We start from the raw sequence: 21,723 nt of genomic DNA, 5'->3' as shown, positions 1-21,723 counted from the left end.
AGCTTAAAAACCAAAGCTTAAAGTCAAACCTTATTATTAATAAATGAGTGATATAACGCTAATCAGAACTGATTCAGACAACACCGATTTTAGACAATTGGTTGCTTTGCTGGATCAGGATTTAGCCGTTAGGGATGGTAACGATCATGCTTTTTATGCACAGTTTAATAAAGTTGATGCCATTAAAGAAGTGATTGTTGCCTATCAAAATAACTTACCCGTTGCCTGCGGCGCTATAAAACCTTTTTCAGGCACTGAGGCTGAAGTAAAAAGGATGTTCGTTCATCCCGATTACCGCAAGCAGGGAATAGCTGCCAAAATTATAACCGAACTCGAAAACTGGACAAAAGAGCTCGGTTTTAAAGCAACTGTTCTGGAAACCGGTAAAAAACAGCCCGAAGCCATTGCGCTTTACCAGAAAATGGGTTACCGTATTACTCCAAACTATGGCCAGTACATCGGCATTGACAACAGTGTTTGCATGTTCAAACTGCTGGGCGCTATCCGCTTAACTCCAGACAATCTACCGAAATGAAGATTTCTTTACAAAATGCCGGCAGAAGATTTAATAAAGAATGGATTTTCAGGAATTTAAGCACCGAATTTTCGTCAGGCAACAGCTACGCCATATTAGGTCCTAATGGTTCAGGCAAATCAACATTGTTAAGCATTTTAAACGGTAGCCTCTCTCCTTCCGAAGGAAAAATTACATTTTCCGATACAGCAGAAATCCCAGTCGAAAATATTTATAGGCACATCAGTCTCGCAGCTCCATACCTCGAACTGGTTGAAACTTTTACCCTAAAAGAAATCATTGATTTCCATTTTAAGTTTAAAAATTTTGCAGATGGCCTTGATTCCAAAAAACTGATCGGCATATTAGGTTTGGAGAAAGCAAAGAATAAAGAAATTAAATACTTTTCATCGGGGATGAAGCAAAGAACCAAACTTGCTCTGGCCTGCTGCACCGATACCCCGATCTTATTTTTAGACGAGCCAACCAGCAATTTAGATGTTCAGGGAATAAATTGGTACCGCGAGCTGATCGAAAATTTCGGAAAAGACCGTTTAATGATAATTGGCTCCAACCAGATACAGGAATACGATTTCTGCACCACACAGATTCAAATATCAGATTATAAGTAAGTTATTGTCACGCTTACGTCTTTCTTAAACCTTGTTTTGTCATACTTTTGTACTAAAAAAAGATTTCTGAAAAAATATTTTGTAATTCAAAAATTATGCTTACCTTTGCACCACCAAAAAGAGAAACAAATTATTTAATTTATCTCTTCAGGGAAATGAGAATATTTTTCCGTTTAACGGAATCAAAATATAGCCCTAAAAAGGCAAAGAGTTTTTCATAGTTTAGTTTGAGGTTTAGGTTGATTATGCCTTTGGAGTGGTTCCCAAAGGCATTTCTTTTATACGGAGGTTTTTTGATCTTTTTTACTGAAAGAGTCTAACCCAATAAACAAATGACTACTGAACCAATGAACTTATGCCCTTCCAAATCACCATCCATTTTTTTAACTTTGGTTTTCAATAAATAACAAAACAGGATTTTAATATAAAATGGCAAAGGCATCAGAAGTAAAAAGCGGAAATGTTCTTCGTTTTAACGGAGAGTTGGTAAGTGTTGAAGAATATATCCACCGTACCCCCGGAAATTTAAGGGCTTTCTATCAGGCGCGTATGCGCAATGTAAAAACCGGTAAAATTGTAGAATACCGTTTCCGTACCGACGAAGAGGTGACCATTTGCCGTGTAGAGACCAACGATTATCAATATCTTTATGAAGATGGCGATTATCTGGTGGTGATGGACAACAACACTTTCGAACAGTACAACATTCCAAAATTGCTATTTGGCAGTTCGATCAAATTTCTGAAAGAAGGCATGAATGTAACCATTGCTTTTGAAAGCGACGAACCGATTGTGGCACAGTTGCCAAACAGTGTAGAACTGGAGGTTACCTATTCGGAGCCCGCCGTAAAAGGAGATACCTCTACCAGTGCTTTAAAATATGCTACAGTAGAAACAGGTGCAGAAATCAGGGTGCCACTTTTTATCAACCAGGGCGATAAAGTGAAGATTGATACCAAGACCGGCGATTACATGGAAAGGGTAAAATAGCATAAGGCTTATGCCTTAAACCTTTATAGGTTTTTGTTAAAATAATTTTACCTTTGCCGTCACGAAAAACTAAAATATAAAACCCGATTTGGGATAAAACTATATGGCAAAAGCATCAGAAATAAAAACAGGAAACATCCTTCGTGTAAACAACGAACTGGTTACTGTTGACGAATGGAATCACCGTACACCGGGTAAAGGCGGCGCATTTTACACCGGCAAATTCCGTAACATTAAATCGGGCAGAATTGTTGAAGCCCGTATGAATACCGACGAGGCTGTAGAAATCTGCCGCGTAGAAACCAATGATTACCAATACCTATACGAAGAAGGTGATTATCTGGTAGTAATGGATAACAATACTTACGAGCAGTTTAACGTTGAAAAAGCTTTATTTGGTTCTGCCATTAAATTCTTAAAAGAAGGCATGAACATCATCGTTTCGATGGAAAGCGACGAAGCAATTATGGCACAGTTACCAAACTTTGCAGAGTTCGAAATCACTTATTCGGAGCCAGCTGTTAAAGGTGATACTTCTACCAACGCATTAAAAGCAGCTACGCTTGAAAATGGTGTTGAAGTTAAAGTACCAATGTTTGTAAACCAGGGCGACAAAATTAAAATTGATACCCGCACAGGCGATTACGTGGAGCGTGTAAAATAATTTTAAACCAATATTTGAAAGCCTCTGAAATTAATTTTTCAGAGGCTTTTTTGTTTGAACAGTTTATAACCTCGCAGGTTTCGAAAACCTGCGAGGTTTGAAAAGTATTACCTTTGTAATTATGCTAAAAGCCGAAATTAGAAAGCAAGCGCTAAAAGATAGATTAATATTAAACGACTTAACATACCAGGAGTTAAACAAATCGCTCTTAAATCAGTTTAAAACACTCGATTTTAGCAAAATTAAAACGCTACATATCTTTTTGCCCATTACCGAGAAAAGAGAGCCCAATACTTTTTTATTAATCGATTGGATCAGCCAAAACCATCCTGAAATTAAAATCATTGTGCCAAAGGCGGATTTCGAAACAGCACTGATGACCCACCACGAATATCTCGGCGAAGAAGACTTAAAAAAGAACCTATACCATATTTTAGAACCTCAAAAAGGAAACCTTCACGAAGGCGAAATAGATATGGTAATTATCCCTTTGCTGGCTTTTGATAAGCAGGGCTATCGCGTAGGTTATGGCAAAGGTTTTTACGATCGTTTTCTTGAAGGTATAAATGCTCAAAAAATAGGTTTATCTTTATACCCTGCAATTGAAAAAATCGATGATGTAAACGAACACGATATTAAACTCGATTTTTGCATTACACCAACAGAAATTATAAAATTTTAAGCTTCCGCACCATGCCACAGGAAATCGTTATCAAAACCGAAAAACAGTACGAAAACAACATGATTGCGGTATTCGAATTGCAGGAAAAGGAAGAATTAACTGCCGAAGATCTGAAACAGATTGAATTGATGTTAAAGGCAGGTGAAAAATACGAAGCGGAACATTTATAGTTCATTGGTTTCTTATTCATTGGTTCACTGGCCATTGGTTCATTAGGCCAGGCACTTCAATAAAAAACTCATCGTATCGATATCCCCATTTCGTCATCTCGACTGTAGCGAAGCGAAACGGAGAGATCTGCCTCGAGATAGGTTTCTCTCGACTATGTTACCGATGTTAAATCGGTAAAAGTTGCACTTCGCTCGAAATGACAAACTCTGGTAAAATACAAAATGAGCTAAACGCTCCGTGTTTTCCGTGCCTCCGTGGCTAAAAAGAAGCACAATGTTAATCCTGAAGAAAAGACCCTGAAATAAATTCAGGGTGACGGCACTCAGGTTAATGTGCTTTTACAAAATCACTTACCAAATAAGCAATCAATTTGGAGGTTAGCCTGCTTACCCTGCCATCAAGCATCCGCGTGGCACCTTCACATATATGCAGGTAAGAAAATTTATTCGCTTGGGTTAAAATTAGTTTTCTGATATCGTTAACGGAAAATCCTGAGGGCGTTTCGGCACTGGAAAGTACATTTTGGATACAATCCAGATCTATTTCCAAACCTGCAACTGGCCCTAAATCCTCAATTAGATCATTATAATCAATCCCTGTTAAAATAGCCTCAAAAAACACAGCTCTTAAATTGGGCTTATTTTCGATCTGGTTTAAGATCGCCTCATTGTTATAATTCTGATGCAGGCCATACATGAAATAATGATTGAGGTAGTTTTCTTTTAAAGCATAAGAAAATCCGTTTCCACTGTGCCGGCCTTCCAATCCGCGCAAATCAGCATGCGCATCAATGTTTAGCACATCAATTGGGGTTTTATTTGCTAAAGAAGTCCCTTTTATTATTGGATAGGCATTGTTGTGTCCACCACCAATTACAATCGGGATTTTGCCTGCAGCTACAATTTTCTCTATTACCGGATATACCAGGTCATCAATTTCAGCAACTTTATTGCGCAGGCCTTTTATAGAAGAGTCACTCGGTTCATCAATCTCGAAATGTCCCAAAACCAAGATTTCACTACCGCTTAAAAATCGGTTACTCTGGATATTGAGAAAAGCTGTCAAACTTGCCCGCCATGCCGATGCTGCACCTGCAATGCCCGAGTTTGCGCGCACACCAATATCTTCCGGGATGCCCAGCAGCACAAATTTTGCACTTGCATGTTCAAGTTCTTCCCAAGAGGATAAAACAGTCACTTTTTCACCCAGTTTGGTTTCACCTTCACGATGGATAATCAAACGATCAATGTCGTGCTGTGCGTATATTTTAAGGTTATCCATTATAAAATTCGCCATTTAAAATCACCCTATCGACCATGTTTTCGCCAAAACTATAAGGTAAATAAGCAATTGATGGCATCGGTTTAGTGATAAATAAATTGGCTTTTTTCCCCACCGCAATACTTCCGTAATCTACACTGATCTCCATGGCCGCAGCACCATTTAAAGTAGCTGCATTGATGGCCTGCTCGGGGAACATTTTCATTTTAATGCAGCCAAGCGAAACCACAAAATTCATATTTCCGGAAGGTGTTGAACCGGGATTATAATCAGTAGCCAAAGCAACCGGTAAACCGGCATTAATGAAGCTTTTGGCGTTAGCAAACGGGATGCCTAAGTAAAACGAGCAGGAAGGCAACAATGTTACAATTGTATCCGCATTTTTTAACGTTTCGATTGTTTCTTCATTGCTTTCTTCCAAATGATCAACTGAAATGGCGTTATTAGCCACCGCAACCTCTATTGCTCCCGAAACGGAAAGTTGATTGGCATGGATTTTTGGCTTTAGTCCGTATTTTGCTCCGGCTTTTAATATCTGATCGGTTTCTTCTACGGAGAAAAATCCTTTTTCACAGAAAACATCAATATAATCGGCCAGATTTTCTTTGGCAATCACAGGCAACATTTCATTTATAATCAAATCGATATATCCCTGGTGATCGTTTTTAAATTCGGCAGGAAATGCGTGTGCAGCTAAAAAAGTTGCCTTTATGGGGATTGGGAAATGATCTTTCAACCTGCGGATTACACGGAGCATCTTGATTTCACTTTCCGTTGTCAATCCATAACCACTTTTTATTTCAACCGCACCCGTACCTTGAAGGATCATCTGTTTCAATCTAACAGCTGCACTTTCAAATAACTCATCTTCTGATGCTTTCCGGAGTTTATTGGCCGAATTTAGGATTCCACCACCTGCCGCTGCAATTTCCTCGTAGCTTTTGCCCTGTATTTTCATCGCAAATTCTTCTTCGCGCGAAGCTGCAAAAACAATATGGGTATGGCTATCGCACCAGGAAGGGAAAACGTAGCGGCCTTCTGCCGAGACTTGAGATGGGAGATTTGAGATTTGAGATGGAATTGAACTCATCTCGCCAAAATCTTTAATTAAACCATCTTCTATTAAAAGCCATGCGTTTTCAAGAACAGGCAGGTTACCGAGTTCGTTTCCACGGAGCACTAATTTATCTTTAGGATGCAGGCCTACGAGCCCTTTTATGTTTATGATTAGCATTTGCAGATGGTTAATTGTTCAAACTGTATAAATTGGTTAATCGAAAATTAGGGGCCAGTTAACCGATTTAAACAATTAACCAGTTAACCTTAAAACTACTCCACTTCCAGTAAAACCGGACAATGATCGGAATGTATAACATCGGGTAAAATCCTTACGTTTTTCAAACGGCTTTCCATTGGTTTGGTGGCCAGATGGTAATCGATACGCCAGCCCAGGTTCTTCCCTCTCGAACCTGCACGATAACTCCACCAGGTGTAATGATGTGGATCTTTATTAAAGTGACGGAAAGTATCGATGAAACCATTATCCAGGAATAACTGCATCCACTCCCGTTCTTCGGGCAAAAAACCGGATGAATTGGCATTCGATTTTGGGTTATGGATATCAATAGCGGTATGGCAGATGTTATAATCGCCACTTACGATCAAATTTGGAATCTCTTTACGTAATTCGCCAATATATCCGTCAAAAAACTTCATAAACTCGTACTTTTTAACCTGTCTTTCATCTCCGCTCGATCCGGATGGCATATATAAGCTCATTAACGAAAAATTATCAAAATCGGCCCTTAAAATCCGGCCTTCTTTATCTATCCATTCTTCACCGCAGCCAAATTCTACGTGGTTTGGTTTAATTTTGGTTAAAATCGCCACCCCGCTATACCCCTTCTTTTCTGCCGGAAACCAATAGTGGTGATAACCCAATTGCTCAATCAGCGCAATTATTTCTGGTATTTGAGCAGGCAATGCCTTTACTTCCTGCAAACAAACCATATCGGCATTTGTAGCCTGTAGCCAGCCAAAAAAGTTTTTGGTACTCGCCGCCCTGATCCCGTTTACATTATAGGAAATGATTTTCATCGGTTGAATATGTTTTTAATGGCGATGAAGCGATCATGATTTTATGCCCCGTTTAGCAGATAAATCATGATGGTTTCATTCAGTAGGTTTCAATTGTTGTGGGCGGTAAATTTAGAAATTAATTGAATAAATGCTTAGTAATTGAGAATTGCTTTCGTTAAATTTGTTTATGAGCATCGAAGAATTAAAAATAGAGATCGCAAAAAAGGTTTTCGAAACAGATGACGAGAATCTTTTGTCAGAGTTGGATATGCTTTTGAGTCATAGCGAACCAGTTGTTATGGAAGAACTTCCTAAACATGTTCAAGAGGGAATAAAAAGAGGCTTGCAACAGGCTAAAGAAGGGAAATTGATTCCTCACGATGAGGTGATGAAAAGACTTTCGGAAAGCTTGCCTTAAAAATTACGATCAGTATCCGTCACCCTGAATTTATTTCAGGGTCTATCGTGCAAAGATGCTGATCCCGAAGTTTCGGGACAGCATGACGATCGCATTTGTAAAAAGCAATTCATATAGATCTCTCGACTACGTTGCACTCCGCTCGAGATGACGCCCCTCTTTGAATTACAATATATCTAACCTTCCAACAACTGTTTCTCCAACTTCTTTGCTTCCCTCTTTTTCAAAACGGTAACTTCCATTTTTACATCCTGTTTTGGTCGGTTATTTTTATCGGTTTCCAACACGGCTATTTTATCAACCAAATCCAAACCCACCACAATTTCGCCATAAACCGTATAATTCCAGTCTAAATGAGGAGTACCTCCTATTGTTTTATATACTTCTCGCTGCCACTCAGGGATTTTAAATTTCAAGCGTTTTTCTTCCACAATGTTCAGTTGCTGATCGGTAAAAACCTTACCCTGCACTAAATAAAACTGGCTTCCGCTCGATGCTTTTGCAGGATTTACATCATCGCCTTCGCGTGCAGCAGCTAAAACACCTTTTTTATGGAACAAACTATCGTTAAATTCTGCCGGGATCGTATATTTTGGTCCGCCGTTACCCAACAATGAATCCGGCTTGGCATTTCTCGAATCCGGATCACCACCCTGGATCATAAAATCTTTGATCACCCGGTGGAATAAAAGATCGTTGTAATAGCCTTTTTTAACCAGTTTCAAAAAATTATCGCGGTGCAATGGTGTTTGATTGTAGAGTTTGATAATACATTCGCCGTATTCGGTTTTAATGCGCACATATTGATTTTTAGGCTTAGCAGCAAAGGCTGTAAGCACCGAAAAAGTGCAGAGGAACAATAATAATTTCTTCATTTAATTGCTGTTTGAGGCTAAAATAAGCTAAAAAATGAAATTCAATAAATAAATGCACGCATTATTCGATAATTTTTGCTTTACCTTTGTATTAATGAAGTTAAAACAAAAAATAGCACTTTCTTTGGCTGTATTTTATGCAGTTAGTGTTATGGGTTTGGCTTTAAGTCTCCATTTCTGTGGCGGCAAGCTGGAAAACATTAAACTTTTTAGCAACGAGGTTTCCTGCAAATTCTGCAAGGATATTCCTGCCGAAAAGAAAGACGACGGTTGCTGCAAAAACACTCAGGTAACGGTTAAGGTTAAAGATAGCCATCAGGCAGAGGCACAGTTACAGATGCCAAAGTTGTTTTCTATCCAGCTTTTTCTTCATCCACCGGTTTTAGAATTTCTAAGCAACATCAGTCCGGAGTTTTTTAGTGAAATTTCGAACAAAGCTCCGCCATTATCCTCGCGGGTTGCTTTACATATTTTCAATTGCATTTTTAGGAATTAGAATGCTTCGGTTTCCGTCATGCTGAACTTGTTTCAGCATCTATTTTGCCGTTAATCTCTATCTTTTGGTGAGATATGGCAGAAGCATTTTGTATTATTCTAATTTCAAAAATCATGAAAGCAATTAAAATATTCAGCATTATTATGCTATTTATCGCCGTTAATGTTTCGGCACAACAAATATCAACTGCAGATTTACAGGTAACAGGCTTAACCTGTTCTATGTGCTCAAACGCCACGCAAAAATCATTAGAAACCTTAAATTTCATCAGCAGTGTAAAACCAGATCTGAACAAAAACATCTTTGTTTTAACCTTTAAAAAAGATGCAAACATCAACCTCGATCAGGTACGCAAAAAAGTACAGGATGCGGGTTTTTCGGTTGGCGGCTTAACTGCAAACTTTAATTTTAACGATGTAAAGGTAGATGATAAAGGTCAGGCTGTAGTTGATGGCAATGTATACCGTTTTGTTAATGTTAAAGGTAAAACCCTTAGCGGTACAATAAAAGCCAGCGTGGTAGATAAAGATTTTATTTCAGGCTCAGCGTTTAAAAAACAGGCTGCTACTGCTAATTCTGATGCTTATGCAAGCGGTACAGGTATAGTTAACGGAAAAAAAACACGCATTTATCATTTAGTTCTTTCTTAGTATGAAGCGGATATTCGTACTGGCATTGATGTTTATTGGTGCCTATACCAGTGTTTCGGCACAAGAACTATATGTATTTACTGAACCAGCGAGCAACATGCCCACCAAATCAATAGGCGTTAGGATTACGAACGAGGGAATGTTCAATTATCCGGGTTATGTAAGTCGGACCATTCCGGAAGTGATGATCGGGTTTAATAAAAACCTGATGATGCATGCGCAGGGTTTCCTTTCTGACATGGATGGAAAATACCGTTTAGAGGGCGGAAGTTTATATGCGAAGTACCGTTTTTTATCGCTTGACGAAGCACATAGTCATTTCAGGGCATCAGCCTTTGGAAGGATAAGTACCAGCAGACGACCAACTTACACAAGGGATATTAATCTTGAAGGCGACAATAGCGGTATACAGGGCGGATTGATTTTTACGCAGCTGCTGCATAAACTGGCGTTATCATCAACCCTCGGTTATGCCCATGCTTTCGAAAACAGCGACAGACAGCTTTTAGGCATGCCGCAACCGAAAAATATGCTATCATACAGTTTATCATCGGGTTATCTGGTTTTACCTGTGGTTTATAAGGATTACAAACAGCCCAACTTTAATGTATATTTAGAGCTATTGGGCAAAACCGATCCAAGCAGCGGTCAATCTTACCTGGATATCGCTCCCGCCTTGCAGATGATCCTGAACAGTACAACCCGCATCGATTTTGGTTACCGCTTTCAGGCAGCTGGAAATATGGACAACCGGTATACCAAAAACATGTACCTGCTTAGGGCAGAATTTAATTTTTTTAACGTTTTAAAATAGAATACAATCACATGAAAAAAATATTAGGATTAGTTGCCATCATGACGATCGCAACCACAGCATTCACTTATGCACAGAGTAAAACAGATGTAGCCTTAAATCAGGTATTAACGGCATACTACGATGTAAAAAATGCATTGGCAACTGATAAAAAAGACCTTGCTATTGAAAAAGTTAAAGTTTTATCGGCTAAAGTAAATGCAGTTAACCACAAGGATCTGCCAGCAGATCAGCATAAAGTGTTTATGGAACAGGCGGCCATTATTAAAAGTAAATCGGCACAGCTTGCAGGCTCAAACGATATCAAAACACAAAGAAAGGCTTTTGAAGGGATTTCTTATGCCATGATCAAAACTTTGAAAGGTTTGAAATTTAACAGCCAAACCGTTTATGTTCAGCATTGCCCTATGGCGAAGGCGAGCTGGTTAAATGAAAAAGAAAACATCGAAAATCCATATTATGGAAGTATGATGTTCGATTGTGGCGATGTTTCTGAAACCATAAAATCAAACTAATGGAACTGCATATCAAAAATATGGTATGCAACCGTTGTAAAATGGTGGTTAAGGCCGAGCTCGAGAAACTTGGCTTTAAACCATTATTGGTTGAACTCGGCGAGGTTACCCTGGCCGAAAATATCACTCCTGAAGATAAAATCAGAGTATCTGAACGTCTTACCCACTTTGGGTTCGAATTATTGGAAGATAAGAAAACCCAGGTTTCGGAACAGATAAAAACGACCATCATCAACTTGGTACATTACGCGAACGAACCATTAAAAATCAATCTCTCTGCCTATTTAAGCGATCAGTTGAACCAGGAATACACCAGTTTAAGCGGCATATTTTCAGAAATGGAGAACCAAACCATTGAAAAGTATTTTATTGCGCAAAAAATAGAAAAGGCAAAAGAAATGCTTACCTACGGTGAACTTACACTGAGTGAAATTGCCTATACGCTTAACTATAGTAGCGTGGCACATTTATCAACACAATTTAAAAAAGTAACTGGTATTACACCTTCGGTTTATAAAGCTGCTTCGGCCGATAGCCGGAAAACACTGGATGAGGTTTGAGAGGATGTATAATGGAAGAGGTAAGATGGAGGATGGCTTTGCGAGATTTAGAGCTGATGGTTATATAGATCATGGTTGATGGCCAAAATGCCCAGGGCTAGTTGTCCATGAACCATCAGACCATCAACGATGAAGCATTTGACTATGAACCATAAAACCATGAACTATTGACCATATGTTGGCAGTTTTCAGTTAACAATGTAGCAATTCAACAATCCCAGCAATTTGTACAGTTAACCGATTAACCCCGAAGCAATTTCTTACCATACGTCAATACTCATTGCCTGATACCCAACTACCTTTGTACCTAAAATAAAATCACCAGGTATGAAAAAATTATTCTTATTTCTGATCGCTACCTCAATAAGTGTGGCATCATTTGCACAAACAAGCTGGAAAATTGATCCGATGCACTCGTTTGTAAACTTTTCGGTTAAACACATGGGCATTTCTTTTGTTGATGGCTCATTTAAAAAATTCGAAGGAACAGTTACAGCTGCTAAACCAGATTTAACTGATGCTAAAATCGCCTTTACTGTTGATGTAAACAGCATTACTACAGGTGTTGATATGAGAGATGGTCACTTAAAAACCGACGATTTTTTTAATGCAGAAAAATTCCCGACCATGAAATTCGAAAGTACTTCTTTCAAAAAATTAAGCGGCAACAATTACGAATTAAGTGGTAAATTAACCATCCGCGACGTAACCAAAGATGTAAAATTTGCTGTTGTTTATGGCGGTACCGCTAAAGATCAGCAAGGAAATACCAAAGCTGGTTTTGGCGCAACAACAACCATTAACCGTTTAGATTATAACATTAAATATGATCCAACCGGAGCAGGTGTAGCAAAAGATGTTGCCATTAAATTGAACCTGGAGTTTGTTCAGGCAAAATAAAAAGACCCGATCGTCATTTATCAATTTTGATGATCTAGTAAAAATTTTTAATTAATTCTGTCACATTGAGCTTGTCGAAATGCATATAGGTGCTTCGACAGGCTCAGCATGACAAAACCGATATTATGTCTGCACTATCTCAATTCAGAAGTTTTACTCAACGTTTGCCACAAACGGATTTAATGCCAACCCTGTTTATTGGTCATGGCTCCCCGATGAATGGTATCGAAAATAACGAGTTTAGTCAGAGTTGGGCAGATCTGGCCAAGAATATTCCTGTTCCGAAAGCCGTTTTAGTGGTATCTGCACATTGGTATACCCATGGTACTTTTGTTACCGCGATGGATTTCCCCTCCACTATCCATGACTTTGGCGGTTTTCCGAAAGCACTTTTTGATGTTCAATACCCTGCGCCCGGCGATCCGGCTTTGGCGGCAGAAATACCTGGTTTAATTCAGTATACACCCGTTGGCCTCGACCATGATTGGGGCTTAGACCATGGTACCTGGACGATAGTAAGGCACATGTACCCCGATGCTAACATTCCTGTGTTACAGTTGAGCATCGATTATACCAAATCACCAGAGCACCATTACGAAATTGCCAAAGAAATTTATGCCCTCCGCAAAAAAGGGATATTGGTTATCGGCAGTGGCAATATGGTGCATAACCTCCGCATGTTAAGCTGGGAAATGATTAATGGCGGTGGCTACGATTGGGCACTTGAAATGAACGATAAGTTTAAAAGTTTAATTGCAAACGGCGATCATCAGCCTTTGATCAATTACCGTAATCTAGGCACCGATGCGATGCTGGCCATTCCTACCCCAGAGCATTATTTACCGCTTATTTATACCCTTGGATTGAAAAATGATAAGGAAGAGATTTCGTTTTTTAATGATAAAGCCGTTGGCGGTTCGTTAACCATGACTTCTGTTTCGGTGGGGTAAAAGCTTCTGAGGCACCATCTTTAACTCGCGAAAACCTCCTCTCCAAAGGCAAAGATTCTTCACTGCGTTCAGAATGACAATATCCTGTGGAACTACAGAACCTATAATTCTATAAAACTTTATGATTATTCTGTAACGCTTATGGCCCCTTAAGTTGGTAAATTTGCTTAAAAGAATTTCATCATGACACATACTTATCAACTCACAGGCATGACCTGTGGCGGTTGCGAAAATAAAGTAAAAAACAACCTCCTCATTTTACCGGATGTAACTTCGGTAGAAGTTTCGAAAGACACCAACTCTGCTACCATCAGCATGGAAAAACATATTGGCCTGGATGCTCTGCAACAAGCTTTGGGCGGAGCCGATAGTAAATACCAGATTTCGGCCGCACACCATAGCGAAGCAATAGAAGAAGCTAAATCGTGGGCAGAAACCTACAAACCCATTTTATTGATCTTCGGATACGTTACTGCAATATCATTCGTGGTTTCATGGCAAGATAATGCCATTAATTTTATGGTGTTCATGAGGATTTTCATGTCGGGCTTTTTCCTGGCTTTTTCTTTCTTTAAAATGCTCAACTTAAAAGCTTTTGCCGAAAGTTATGCGATGTACGATATTGTAGCTAAAAAGTTTAGCCCATGGGGTTATATCTACGCTTTTATCGAATTGGGCCTCGGTTTATCTTTTGCCCTAAACCTATCCCCTGTTATTGTAAACTGGGTTACCCTGATTGTAATGACAGTAAGTATCCTTGGTGTTTTAGAAAGCGTTTTAAACAAAAAGAAAATTCAGTGTGCCTGTTTGGGTGCCGTTTTTAACCTGCCCATGAGTACCGTAACCATTGTTGAAGATGCGATTATGATTGCCATGAGCGCGGCGATGTTGGTTTTGATGTAGGTTAGATCCTTTTTTTACCACAATCGTCACCCTGAATTTATTTCAGGGTCTTTCATGCTAAAAAGATGCTGACCACGATGTAAAATCGTGACAGCATGACGAATCATTTACTGCCGCTTATACCTAAACTCCGATTTTCGGCTTTTGCCATTCAGCTCGCCTTCAATCCAGGCGAGCATTTCATTTTTACCCAGGTTTTGATAAACGATTCTCTGCGGAAAATCGTGTGCCGCATTTTCGAAAATGTAAATCTGATTTTTTGTCGAAATCAGCTTGAAACAAACTTCTTTGCCATCGTTCTGGTTAGGCACGGTTGAACAATAGAAAGTATCCTTTCCTACTTTTCTAATCTCTAAGGTTTCAGTAAGTATGCTATCACCTTTTGTATTGATGCGGTAGCTTTTACCTTTTAGTATTTTATCGGCATTACTGCTCCATTGCTCCACAATTTTACCCTTGGGTGTTTGCATTTCCCAGGAACCTAATACAAATTGAAAGGTTTTTGATTCACCTTTTTGTGCTTTAACATTGCTATACAAGCCAACAAGCAATAAGATCACGATAAATAAATAGATTCTTTTCATTTTGTTATGGTATTGGTAATATGTGCTAAATGGTGTTTGCCGTGCCAGGCGTACATGCCCAGCATATTGGCTAAAGTGAGTTCCTGATGATGCGCCGGATGGATATATTTTCTTTGGTAATCTTCAATTTTTAATGTTTTTAAAAAAGCAGCCCAACGTTGATGTAAAGCGGTTAATAAATCAAGAGATAGTTTGATATCTCCGTTTTTGGCTTCTCCGGTTTCGGCCCAACGCTCTTCGTAATATGGTCTGATTACAGGTATATCTTCAGTAATAGCCTGTTTAAAACGGATATAAGCGTTCATATGGCTGTCAGGTACATGGTGAACAACCTGTCTCAAGGTCCAGCCTCCCGGGCGATACGATTGATTTAACTCCTCATCAGTTAAATTTTCGGTAGCGCTTTTAAGCTGCTCGGGCAAAGCTTCAATTTCAGAAATCCAGGTATCAACCTGTTTTTGATCAAAAACCTCCGGCATTACAAACTGACCGATAGGGTATTTAAGCTTTTCCATATCCATTAACTAATCTTTAATACACCTTACCGAATAACCGAAATTTTTGACGTTTTCGCCTATTTCGATGTAACCTTTAACATATAAATTATAATTCCAAGCCGTTCCCGAAGATTTAGCCGTTGCAGTCCACCAGTTTGCGTCGTAATAAATGCTATCATATATTCCATCACCATTTCTTTTCCCGCCAGGCAAACCAGTAAAACTTGTAATATTTGAAGCACCGGTGTCACTTATCCAGTGCTCCGTGCCCTTTTCTTGAATTTTCCCACCGCTATAACGGTCACCTCCAATATAATTATATAAAATAGTCCATTCAGTACTGGTTGGAACATGCCAGCCTTGCGGAGCAAGTTGACGGGTATTATTTACGGCATGCCAATTATATAAATAACCATATAATTTACTAATATCTAAATTATTATTATAGCTACAATAAGCACCGTTAGATTGTACTCCCCAATCAGAATTGCCTGTTACATTTGGTATTGGAGTTCCATCCCTGTAATGTGTTGTCCGTAAGTTTTCCATCATCCACGTCTGACTTCCTATTTTTACTGTTTTATAAACATTCCCATCTACATCAGTCAATGTTTCGGCCACTACCCCGTCGGTAACAACCAGGTTGGCCGATATACTACGTGCATCGTAAATTCCCGATTGTGCCTGATACGCGGTGATGATCGCTTTTCCAGAACTTTTAATCGTTACCAGATTTCCTGTAATAATGGCAACGGCAGTATTATCACTCTTAAAAGTAATTTCTCCATTACTGTTACTTTTAGGCGGCGCTAAAATAAATGGCGGATCATTTAGTTTTTTTTCGGGCACTACAAAATCTGTAAGCAATGGTACAATACGTGGTGAGATTACTAAGGTTGCAGTGATAGAGTCTTTGCCGAAACCTTCCGTTTGTTCTTGTATTGCAGTTATAATACATGTCCCGCTTTTCTTTATGGTAACAAGACTGGCCTGGATAGTAATCAACGAAGTATCGCTTGTTTTAAAAGAGAAAGCTCCACTACTTTTACTTTTCGGGTTAACAAGCGTGAAAGAAGGTTGTCCAAGGGTCACAGCATTCAGCGTGAAACCGGAAAGTTCCGGTGATTGAACCGAAGTTTTTTCCTTTTGACAAGCGATTAAGCAAATCAAAAGAAAAACTGAAATATACGAGCGTTTTTTCATGATTTAATTTAAATGTAAAGATCTATAATTAAGCAAGATAATCAAACCCCTTATAATAATTTCTTCAACCACTTTAACAAACCCGTTTTTTTGCCATAAGGAGGATAAATCATGCTGGTTAAGCCAAGCTTCGACTGGAAAACAACTGCTCTTTCGTGCGAAAAGGTTTTAAAACCAAAAATACCATGGCAACTTCCCATTCCACTACTATTTACACCTCCAAAAGGTAAATTGGGATTACTAATATGTACGAGAACATCATTTACACACGTTCCGCCGGCGCTCGTTTCTTTGATAATTTTATGTTGATTCTGTTTATTATCCGAAAAAATATAGAGTGCCAACGGTTTATTTTTGCTGTTCACCAAATCAATGGCCTCCTGCAGGTTTTTAAAGGTTATTACAGGCAAAATTGGTCCGAATATTTCTTCCTGCATAATGGCACTGCTTTCTTTTACCGCTGTTAAAAGCGTTGGCATAATGGTTAAACTTTGTTCGTCTGTTCTGCCACCAAAAGCCAGAACCGCTCCATCGGCAATTGCATCATCCTTTAGTTTGTTGATGCGTTTAAACTGCTTTTCGTTAATAATTTTAGCATAATCGTTTATATCGATTTCGGCACCTTCGAAAAATAATTTTTTAACCGCAGCTTTATAATGCTCAATAAAATCATTTAACCTGTTTTCTTCGATCAACACATAATCCGGTGCAATACAGGTTTGTCCGGCATTAACCAATTTGCCCCAGGCGATTTTTTCAGCTGCTTTTTTAATGTCCCTAGCTCCGGCTACAATTGCCGGCGATTTCCCTCCAAGCTCTAAAGTAACTGAGGTGAGATTTTTCGCCGCAGCCTCCATTACTATTTTGCCGATCGCGGTGCTTCCTGTAAAAAAGATATGATCGAATGGGAGTTTCAATAGTTCGGTAGAAACACCGGGGTCGCCTTCGAAACAGGCAATTTCTTTCGGATCAAAAGTTTCTGCAATCAATCTGCTGATTACGCCCGCAGTTGCTTCGCTCAACTCTGAGGGTTTGAGGATAGCACAATTGCCGGCAGCTATTGCCGAAACCAACGGACTCATCATCAACTGTAAGGGGTAATTCCATGGAGCAATAATCAAACAAACGCCTTTAGGTTCATGATATATTTTATTGCGGGCAAACAGATTACTCATCGTTCTCACTGCAGATTTAGGCTTCATCCAACCTTTCAGTTTTTTAATGGCATGATCTATTTCGGCATAGGTAAAATAGAGTTCGGTTACCGCCGTTTCGAATGGATTTTTACGCAGGTCTTTTTCCAAAGCCTCAAATATTTCCTCTTCTAGATTTTCTAAAGCCTGTTTCAGTAATTTTAATTTGCCAATACGCGTTTTAGCATCTGTTTTACGTAAACTGAATTTGTGCTTTTGCTGCAAATCGAAAACCGGTTTGATCTCTTGTTCCATAATTGCCTAACAGTTTGTTTTTGACCTACGGTCGATTTCCTGAAATTACAGGTTAAATTTAGTTAAAATGCATGCGTTTCATTAAAGTTTCATTCATTTAAAGCATATTGCAGCAAATTTTAATAATCAAAGATGAAAAGATTGTTTTTTGTTTTCGCATTCATAATTCCCTTGTTTATCCATGCCCAAACCTTAAAAACAGATGTGCTGGTTATTGGTAGCGGCGACGCTGCTTATGCGGCTTCTTTTCAATCCTTTAAATCGGGGGTAAAAACCATTCTCCTTAATCAAAAAGAACAACTGGATTTAAATAAAATAGCCGCCACCAACAAGGCTTTTTACCAGGGCTTTTTAAAGCGCGAAACCGAAAATGCAAAAAGCTTAGAAACTCCAAAGCCTAAACCCGATAAAAAAAACAAGCCAAAAGTAGTTTTGACAGATAGCACATTGCTTTTAAATGTGATCAATAATACATCATATACCGAAATAAAACGATCTGGAAGTGGTTGGGAAGTAAAATTGACTAAAGACAAAAGCATTAAAGCAAAAATCCTTGTGCTGGCAGATAACCCGGATAAGCTTATCGCTTCATTAAAAATTACATCTTTAAATCCGGCTTCTTCAAGTCCATTAAACTATAGCGAAAATACTTACCGCACCACGGTGGCCAATATTGCTTCAACAGGTGCCAACTTTTCATCACTCTACAACTTGCTGATCCCCAATCAGGAAAACCTGCTTTACATTCCTGCCGATCAGTTTGAGCTTGGGCCAGCAGCCGGAGCAACCGCAGCTTATGCTGCCTTTTACGACACTAAAACCAGTTTATCAAATTTAAAAAGGATTCAGGGCGAATTATTAAGTTACAAACATGCTTTAATGCCCTTTGACGATGTAAAACTTACCGATTCCAATTGGCTCGCCATCCAAAAAGTTGGTATAACCGGAATTATCAAGGCTGAAATTAAGCAGAACAAAGCTTATTTTAACCCCGAAAAAGAGGTTACTTATAACGAAATTAAAGAACCTATCAAAGAATATTATTATAAAGCACAGATCTGGTTCGACGATCATCAAAATATCCCCATTAACTTAGAAAATGCCATTTCGCTCGTGTGTTATGTGGGCAATAAATCAGTGGAGGCAACAAAAGCAGAACTTCAGAAAAAATGGAGCAAAAATCATAGGTTCAGCTCCAAATACGATCTTAAAAAAGTGCTTAGCAGACGAGAATTTTCGGTCATCATCAACGAGTACCTTAAACCTTTCGATGACGTGAATGTAGATAAAACCGGTAGAGTGATCCGCTAACCTCACCCTATCAAGGTCGGTACGCCTAATTCTGCCTTTTAAAGGAGTGGGAGCGCACAGCCTCTGCAATTGGCACTACCTTTTGCAGGGTGAGGTGTTGTAACATTTCCATTTCCTTCTAAAATTAGTTTGTGCTTTACCTAAATTGCATCCAAACCTAAAATTCATGAAGAAATATTTACTTTTCCTTTTGCTTTGCACGGGAGAATATGCCTTTGCACAGCAATTGGCTCCCTTAACCGTTGAAAAAATTATGCGCGACCCCAAATGGATGGGTATTGCACCAACAAATTTCCGGTGGACAGCAGATAGCAAAACCTTATATTTTAACTGGAACCCCGAAAATAAAGCCAAAGAAGAATTGTTCAAGGTTTCGGCAAATGCTTCTAAACCTGTTAAAGCTGCAGAAAAGGAAGATGAGAAATTACTGAGCCTAAATTATACCTACAATGCCGACCATAGCTTGGGTTTGGTAGAAAAAAGTGGTGATATTTATCTGCAGAATTTCAAAACGAATAAAGAAACGCGCCTGACAAACACGTTGGAAAGAGAAAACAGTCCGGTTTTTTTAACCAATGGAAACGTTGTTTACCAATTGGGCGATAATCTTTTCGAAGTTGATCTTAAATCAGCAGAAACCAAACAACTTACCAATTTTGTTAAAGGTAAAAAAGCCGGAAGAGCAGACGGTAAACCGGCCACCGAGCAGGATAAATGGCTAAAAGCCCAGCAAACCGAACTATTCGACATTATTAAAAAGCGGAATGCAGAAGCTAAAAACGGTTCGCGTGGTGGCAGGGGGCGTTTCGGTGCAGGCGCTGCAGATACAAAAACGCTGAAAGAACTTTTTACAGAAGATAAGTTTTTAAACAGTGTTGTTATTAGTCCAGATGGACATTTTATTACCTATAAATTAACTACTCCAGCGCAAAACAACCATAATACCATTGTACCGAATTATATTACCTCATCGGGTTATACCGAAGATATCCCTGGAAGGACAAAGGTTGGCGAAAATGAAAATACCTCGCAGGGCTTTATTTACGATACTCAACGCGATACCCTTTACGCCATTCAAACTTCTACCATTCCGGGCATAAAGGATCTTCCTGATTACCTGAAAGATTACCCTAAAGAACTGGATACCTTAAAAAAGAAAAATGCCGACAGGCCTGTAAATTTCTTTGGCCCCATTTGGAATGATAATGGCACTACTGCGGTAGTTGTGGCCACTTCTACAGACAACAAAGACCGCTGGATTTTGAAACTGGATGCCTCGACGGGAAAATTTTCATTGATCGATCGTCAGCGGGATGAAGCCTGGATCGGCGGCCCGGGCATTAGCGGTTTTTACCAGGGCAGTACTGGCTGGATAGATAATAATCGTTTTTATTATCAAAGCGAGGCTACGGGTTATTCGCACCTTTATGTTGCAAATGTAAACACGGGCGATAAAAAGCAGCTTACTTCTGGCAAATGGGAAGTGCAAACAGTACAGTTATCGAAAGATAGAAGTACTTTTTATATCAAGGCAAATAAAGAGCATCCGGGGATTACCAATCTTTTTAAAATAAGTGTAAATGGCGGAGACCTTTCCCAAATTACCACCATGAAAGGTTTAAACGACATTACCCTCTCTCTCGACGAGAAGTCTATTGCCATCAATTATTCTTACATGGATAAACCTGGCGAGTTATATCTTCAGCCAAATAAAGCCGGCGCAAAGGCTGTACAGGTTACGCAGTCAACCTCTGCAGAGTTTAATTCTTACAAATGGCGACAACCGGATATGGTTACCTTTAAAAACCGTTATGGGGCCGATGTGTATGCAAGGGTTTATAAAACGGATAATCCGCATCCGAACCATCCTGCTGTAGTTTTTGTGCATGGTGCAGGCTATTTACAGAATGTACATTTTGGCTGGAGCACCTATTTCCGTGAGTTTATGTTCAATAACCTGCTTGCCGATAATGGCTACACGGTAATCGACATCGATTATACCGGAAGTTCTGGTTATGGCCGCGATCACCGTACGGGCATTTACCGCCACATGGGTGGAAAAGATTTAACCGATCAGGCCGATGGCGTTAAGTTTTTGGTAGAAAAATATGGCGTTAACCCAAAACATGTGGGTTTATATGGTGGCTCATACGGTGGCTTTATCACACTAATGGCCATGTTTAACGAATCGGACGTGTTTACCAGTGGTGCCGCATTACGCTCGGTTACCGATTGGGCGCATTACAATCATGGTTACACTTCCAATATTTTAAACGAACCTTATAACGACCCCATTGCCTATAAAAGAAGTTCGCCCATCTATTTTGCCGATAAATTAAAAGGCAACCTGTTAATGGCGCACGGAATGGTTGATGTAAATGTGCATTTCCAGGATATTGTACGCATTACACAGCGTTTTATCGAGTTGGGTAAAAACAATTGGGAACTTGCCGTTTATCCGGTAGAAGATCATGGTTTTGTTGAGCCAAGCAGCTGGACGGATGAGTATAAAAGGATATTTAAATTGTATGAGAATACGTTGAAGAATTAGTTTTTAATAAGATCCGTCATCTCCTTTGGTTTATC

25 protein-coding genes are annotated in these 21,723 nt (G+C 39.3%); 17 read left to right on the top strand and 8 right to left on the bottom strand.

Annotation, left to right across the window (positions count from 1 at the left end):
* Positions 1-43 precede the first annotated feature (43 nt).
* From B2V92_RS17965 to B2V92_RS17940, 6 genes are all read left to right on the top strand, one after another.
* Entirely contained in the window at positions 44-535 is a 492-nt protein-coding gene (locus tag B2V92_RS17965; RefSeq protein WP_293310749.1) for a GNAT family N-acetyltransferase, read from the top strand.
* Positions 532-1,146: an ABC transporter ATP-binding protein gene (locus B2V92_RS17960; RefSeq protein WP_293310747.1), complete on the top strand. Its 615-nt coding sequence runs from the start codon at positions 532-534 to the stop codon at positions 1,144-1,146. The genes B2V92_RS17965 and B2V92_RS17960 overlap by 4 nt, the downstream gene beginning before the upstream one ends.
* 429 nt (positions 1,147-1,575) lie before the next feature.
* Positions 1,576-2,136, top strand: a complete 561-nt coding sequence (efp, locus tag B2V92_RS17955) for an elongation factor P (protein ID WP_293310745.1) — start codon at positions 1,576-1,578, stop codon at positions 2,134-2,136.
* 103 nt (positions 2,137-2,239) lie between these two features.
* Complete coding sequence (gene efp, locus B2V92_RS17950) at positions 2,240-2,800, top strand: elongation factor P (RefSeq protein WP_293310743.1); 561 nt, start codon at positions 2,240-2,242, stop codon at positions 2,798-2,800.
* 97 nt (positions 2,801-2,897) lie between these two features.
* On the top strand, positions 2,898-3,482 hold the full coding sequence (locus tag B2V92_RS17945; protein ID WP_293310741.1) for a 5-formyltetrahydrofolate cyclo-ligase: 585 nt from the start codon (positions 2,898-2,900) through the stop codon (positions 3,480-3,482).
* Positions 3,483-3,493: 11 nt separating this feature from the next.
* Positions 3,494-3,652, top strand: coding sequence for a hypothetical protein (locus tag B2V92_RS17940; protein WP_293310739.1), 159 nt, complete (start codon positions 3,494-3,496; stop codon positions 3,650-3,652).
* 328 nt (positions 3,653-3,980) lie between these two features.
* Here the strand turns inward: B2V92_RS17940 and B2V92_RS17935 are convergent, their stop codons facing one another.
* The 3 genes from B2V92_RS17935 to B2V92_RS17925 form a co-directional block, all read right to left on the bottom strand.
* The gene (locus B2V92_RS17935) at positions 3,981-4,949 is read right to left on the bottom strand and encodes a formimidoylglutamase (protein ID WP_293310737.1); all 969 of its coding nucleotides are present in this window, start codon (positions 4,947-4,949) and stop codon (positions 3,981-3,983) included.
* A complete protein-coding gene (gene hutI, locus B2V92_RS17930; protein ID WP_293310735.1) occupies positions 4,927-6,168 on the bottom strand; it encodes an imidazolonepropionase in 1,242 nt (413 codons plus the stop codon). Before hutI ends, B2V92_RS17935 begins: the two co-directional genes overlap by 23 nt.
* Positions 6,169-6,263: 95 nt before the next feature.
* Positions 6,264-7,031: an exodeoxyribonuclease III gene (locus tag B2V92_RS17925; protein WP_293310733.1), complete on the bottom strand. Its 768-nt coding sequence runs from the start codon at positions 7,029-7,031 to the stop codon at positions 6,264-6,266.
* Positions 7,032-7,200: 169 nt separating this feature from the next.
* On the opposite strand from B2V92_RS17925, the gene B2V92_RS17920 reads away from it, so the two are divergent.
* Positions 7,201-7,431, top strand: a complete 231-nt coding sequence (locus B2V92_RS17920; protein ID WP_293310731.1) for a hypothetical protein — start codon at positions 7,201-7,203, stop codon at positions 7,429-7,431.
* Positions 7,432-7,607: 176 nt separating this feature from the next.
* Here B2V92_RS17920 and B2V92_RS17915 read toward each other — a convergent pair whose 3' ends face one another.
* Entirely contained in the window at positions 7,608-8,306 is a 699-nt protein-coding gene (locus B2V92_RS17915) for a peptidylprolyl isomerase (protein ID WP_293310729.1), read from the bottom strand.
* A 94-nt stretch (positions 8,307-8,400) separates the two neighbouring features.
* Here B2V92_RS17915 and B2V92_RS17910 point away from each other — a divergent pair, with 94 nt between their 5' ends.
* The 8 genes from B2V92_RS17910 to B2V92_RS17875 all read left to right on the top strand — a co-directional run bounded on the left by B2V92_RS17910 (position 8,401) and on the right by B2V92_RS17875 (position 14,094).
* Positions 8,401-8,802 (top strand): HYC_CC_PP family protein, encoded by a 402-nt coding sequence (locus tag B2V92_RS17910; protein WP_293310727.1) that lies wholly within the window; start codon positions 8,401-8,403, stop codon positions 8,800-8,802.
* A gap of 113 nt (positions 8,803-8,915) precedes the next feature.
* Positions 8,916-9,452: a heavy-metal-associated domain-containing protein gene (locus tag B2V92_RS17905; RefSeq protein WP_293310725.1), complete on the top strand. Its 537-nt coding sequence runs from the start codon at positions 8,916-8,918 to the stop codon at positions 9,450-9,452.
* A 1-nt stretch (position 9,453) separates the two neighbouring features.
* Positions 9,454-10,266: a hypothetical protein gene (locus B2V92_RS17900; RefSeq protein WP_293310723.1), complete on the top strand. Its 813-nt coding sequence runs from the start codon at positions 9,454-9,456 to the stop codon at positions 10,264-10,266.
* A gap of 11 nt (positions 10,267-10,277) precedes the next feature.
* Positions 10,278-10,781 (top strand): DUF3347 domain-containing protein, encoded by a 504-nt coding sequence (locus B2V92_RS17895; protein WP_293310721.1) that lies wholly within the window; start codon positions 10,278-10,280, stop codon positions 10,779-10,781.
* Positions 10,781-11,341: a helix-turn-helix domain-containing protein gene (locus B2V92_RS17890; RefSeq protein WP_293310719.1), complete on the top strand. Its 561-nt coding sequence runs from the start codon at positions 10,781-10,783 to the stop codon at positions 11,339-11,341. The genes B2V92_RS17895 and B2V92_RS17890 overlap by 1 nt, the downstream gene beginning before the upstream one ends.
* Positions 11,342-11,668: 327 nt before the next feature.
* Positions 11,669-12,241, top strand: a complete 573-nt coding sequence (locus B2V92_RS17885; protein WP_113950115.1) for a YceI family protein — start codon at positions 11,669-11,671, stop codon at positions 12,239-12,241.
* Between the two features lie 125 nt (positions 12,242-12,366).
* Positions 12,367-13,191, top strand: coding sequence for a 4,5-DOPA dioxygenase extradiol (gene ygiD / locus B2V92_RS17880; RefSeq protein ID WP_293310717.1), 825 nt, complete (start codon positions 12,367-12,369; stop codon positions 13,189-13,191).
* A gap of 183 nt (positions 13,192-13,374) precedes the next feature.
* Positions 13,375-14,094 (top strand): heavy-metal-associated domain-containing protein, encoded by a 720-nt coding sequence (locus B2V92_RS17875; RefSeq protein ID WP_293310715.1) that lies wholly within the window; start codon positions 13,375-13,377, stop codon positions 14,092-14,094.
* Positions 14,095-14,201: 107 nt separating this feature from the next.
* Here the strand turns inward: B2V92_RS17875 and B2V92_RS17870 are convergent, their stop codons facing one another.
* The 4 genes from B2V92_RS17870 to B2V92_RS17855 are packed head-to-tail and all read right to left on the bottom strand — an operon-like array spanning position 14,202 to position 17,826.
* Positions 14,202-14,678: a DUF6265 family protein gene (locus B2V92_RS17870; protein WP_293310713.1), complete on the bottom strand. Its 477-nt coding sequence runs from the start codon at positions 14,676-14,678 to the stop codon at positions 14,202-14,204.
* A complete protein-coding gene (locus B2V92_RS17865; protein ID WP_293310711.1) occupies positions 14,675-15,193 on the bottom strand; it encodes a YfiT family bacillithiol transferase in 519 nt (172 codons plus the stop codon). Before B2V92_RS17865 ends, B2V92_RS17870 begins: the two co-directional genes overlap by 4 nt.
* Before the next feature lie 9 nt (positions 15,194-15,202).
* Positions 15,203-16,378, bottom strand: a complete 1,176-nt coding sequence (locus tag B2V92_RS17860; RefSeq protein ID WP_293310709.1) for a fibrobacter succinogenes major paralogous domain-containing protein — start codon at positions 16,376-16,378, stop codon at positions 15,203-15,205.
* Between the two features lie 50 nt (positions 16,379-16,428).
* Positions 16,429-17,826 carry an aldehyde dehydrogenase family protein gene (locus B2V92_RS17855; RefSeq protein WP_293310707.1) on the bottom strand — a complete coding sequence of 466 codons (1,398 nt, stop codon included), beginning with the start codon at positions 17,824-17,826 and terminating at the stop codon, positions 16,429-16,431.
* 132 nt (positions 17,827-17,958) lie between these two features.
* Here B2V92_RS17855 and B2V92_RS17850 point away from each other — a divergent pair, with 132 nt between their 5' ends.
* On the top strand, positions 17,959-19,137 hold the full coding sequence (locus tag B2V92_RS17850; RefSeq protein WP_293310705.1) for a hypothetical protein: 1,179 nt from the start codon (positions 17,959-17,961) through the stop codon (positions 19,135-19,137).
* A 166-nt stretch (positions 19,138-19,303) separates the two neighbouring features.
* Positions 19,304-21,688: a S9 family peptidase gene (locus tag B2V92_RS17845; RefSeq protein ID WP_293310703.1), complete on the top strand. Its 2,385-nt coding sequence runs from the start codon at positions 19,304-19,306 to the stop codon at positions 21,686-21,688.
* Positions 21,689-21,723 lie beyond the last annotated feature (35 nt).

The sequence above is a fragment of the Pedobacter sp. UBA5917 genome, assembly GCF_002432345.1.
Lineage (GTDB): Bacteria > Bacteroidota > Bacteroidia > Sphingobacteriales > Sphingobacteriaceae > Pedobacter.
The sequence above is the reverse complement of the archived record's forward strand: the minus strand, read 5'-3'. Positions and strand labels throughout refer to the sequence as shown.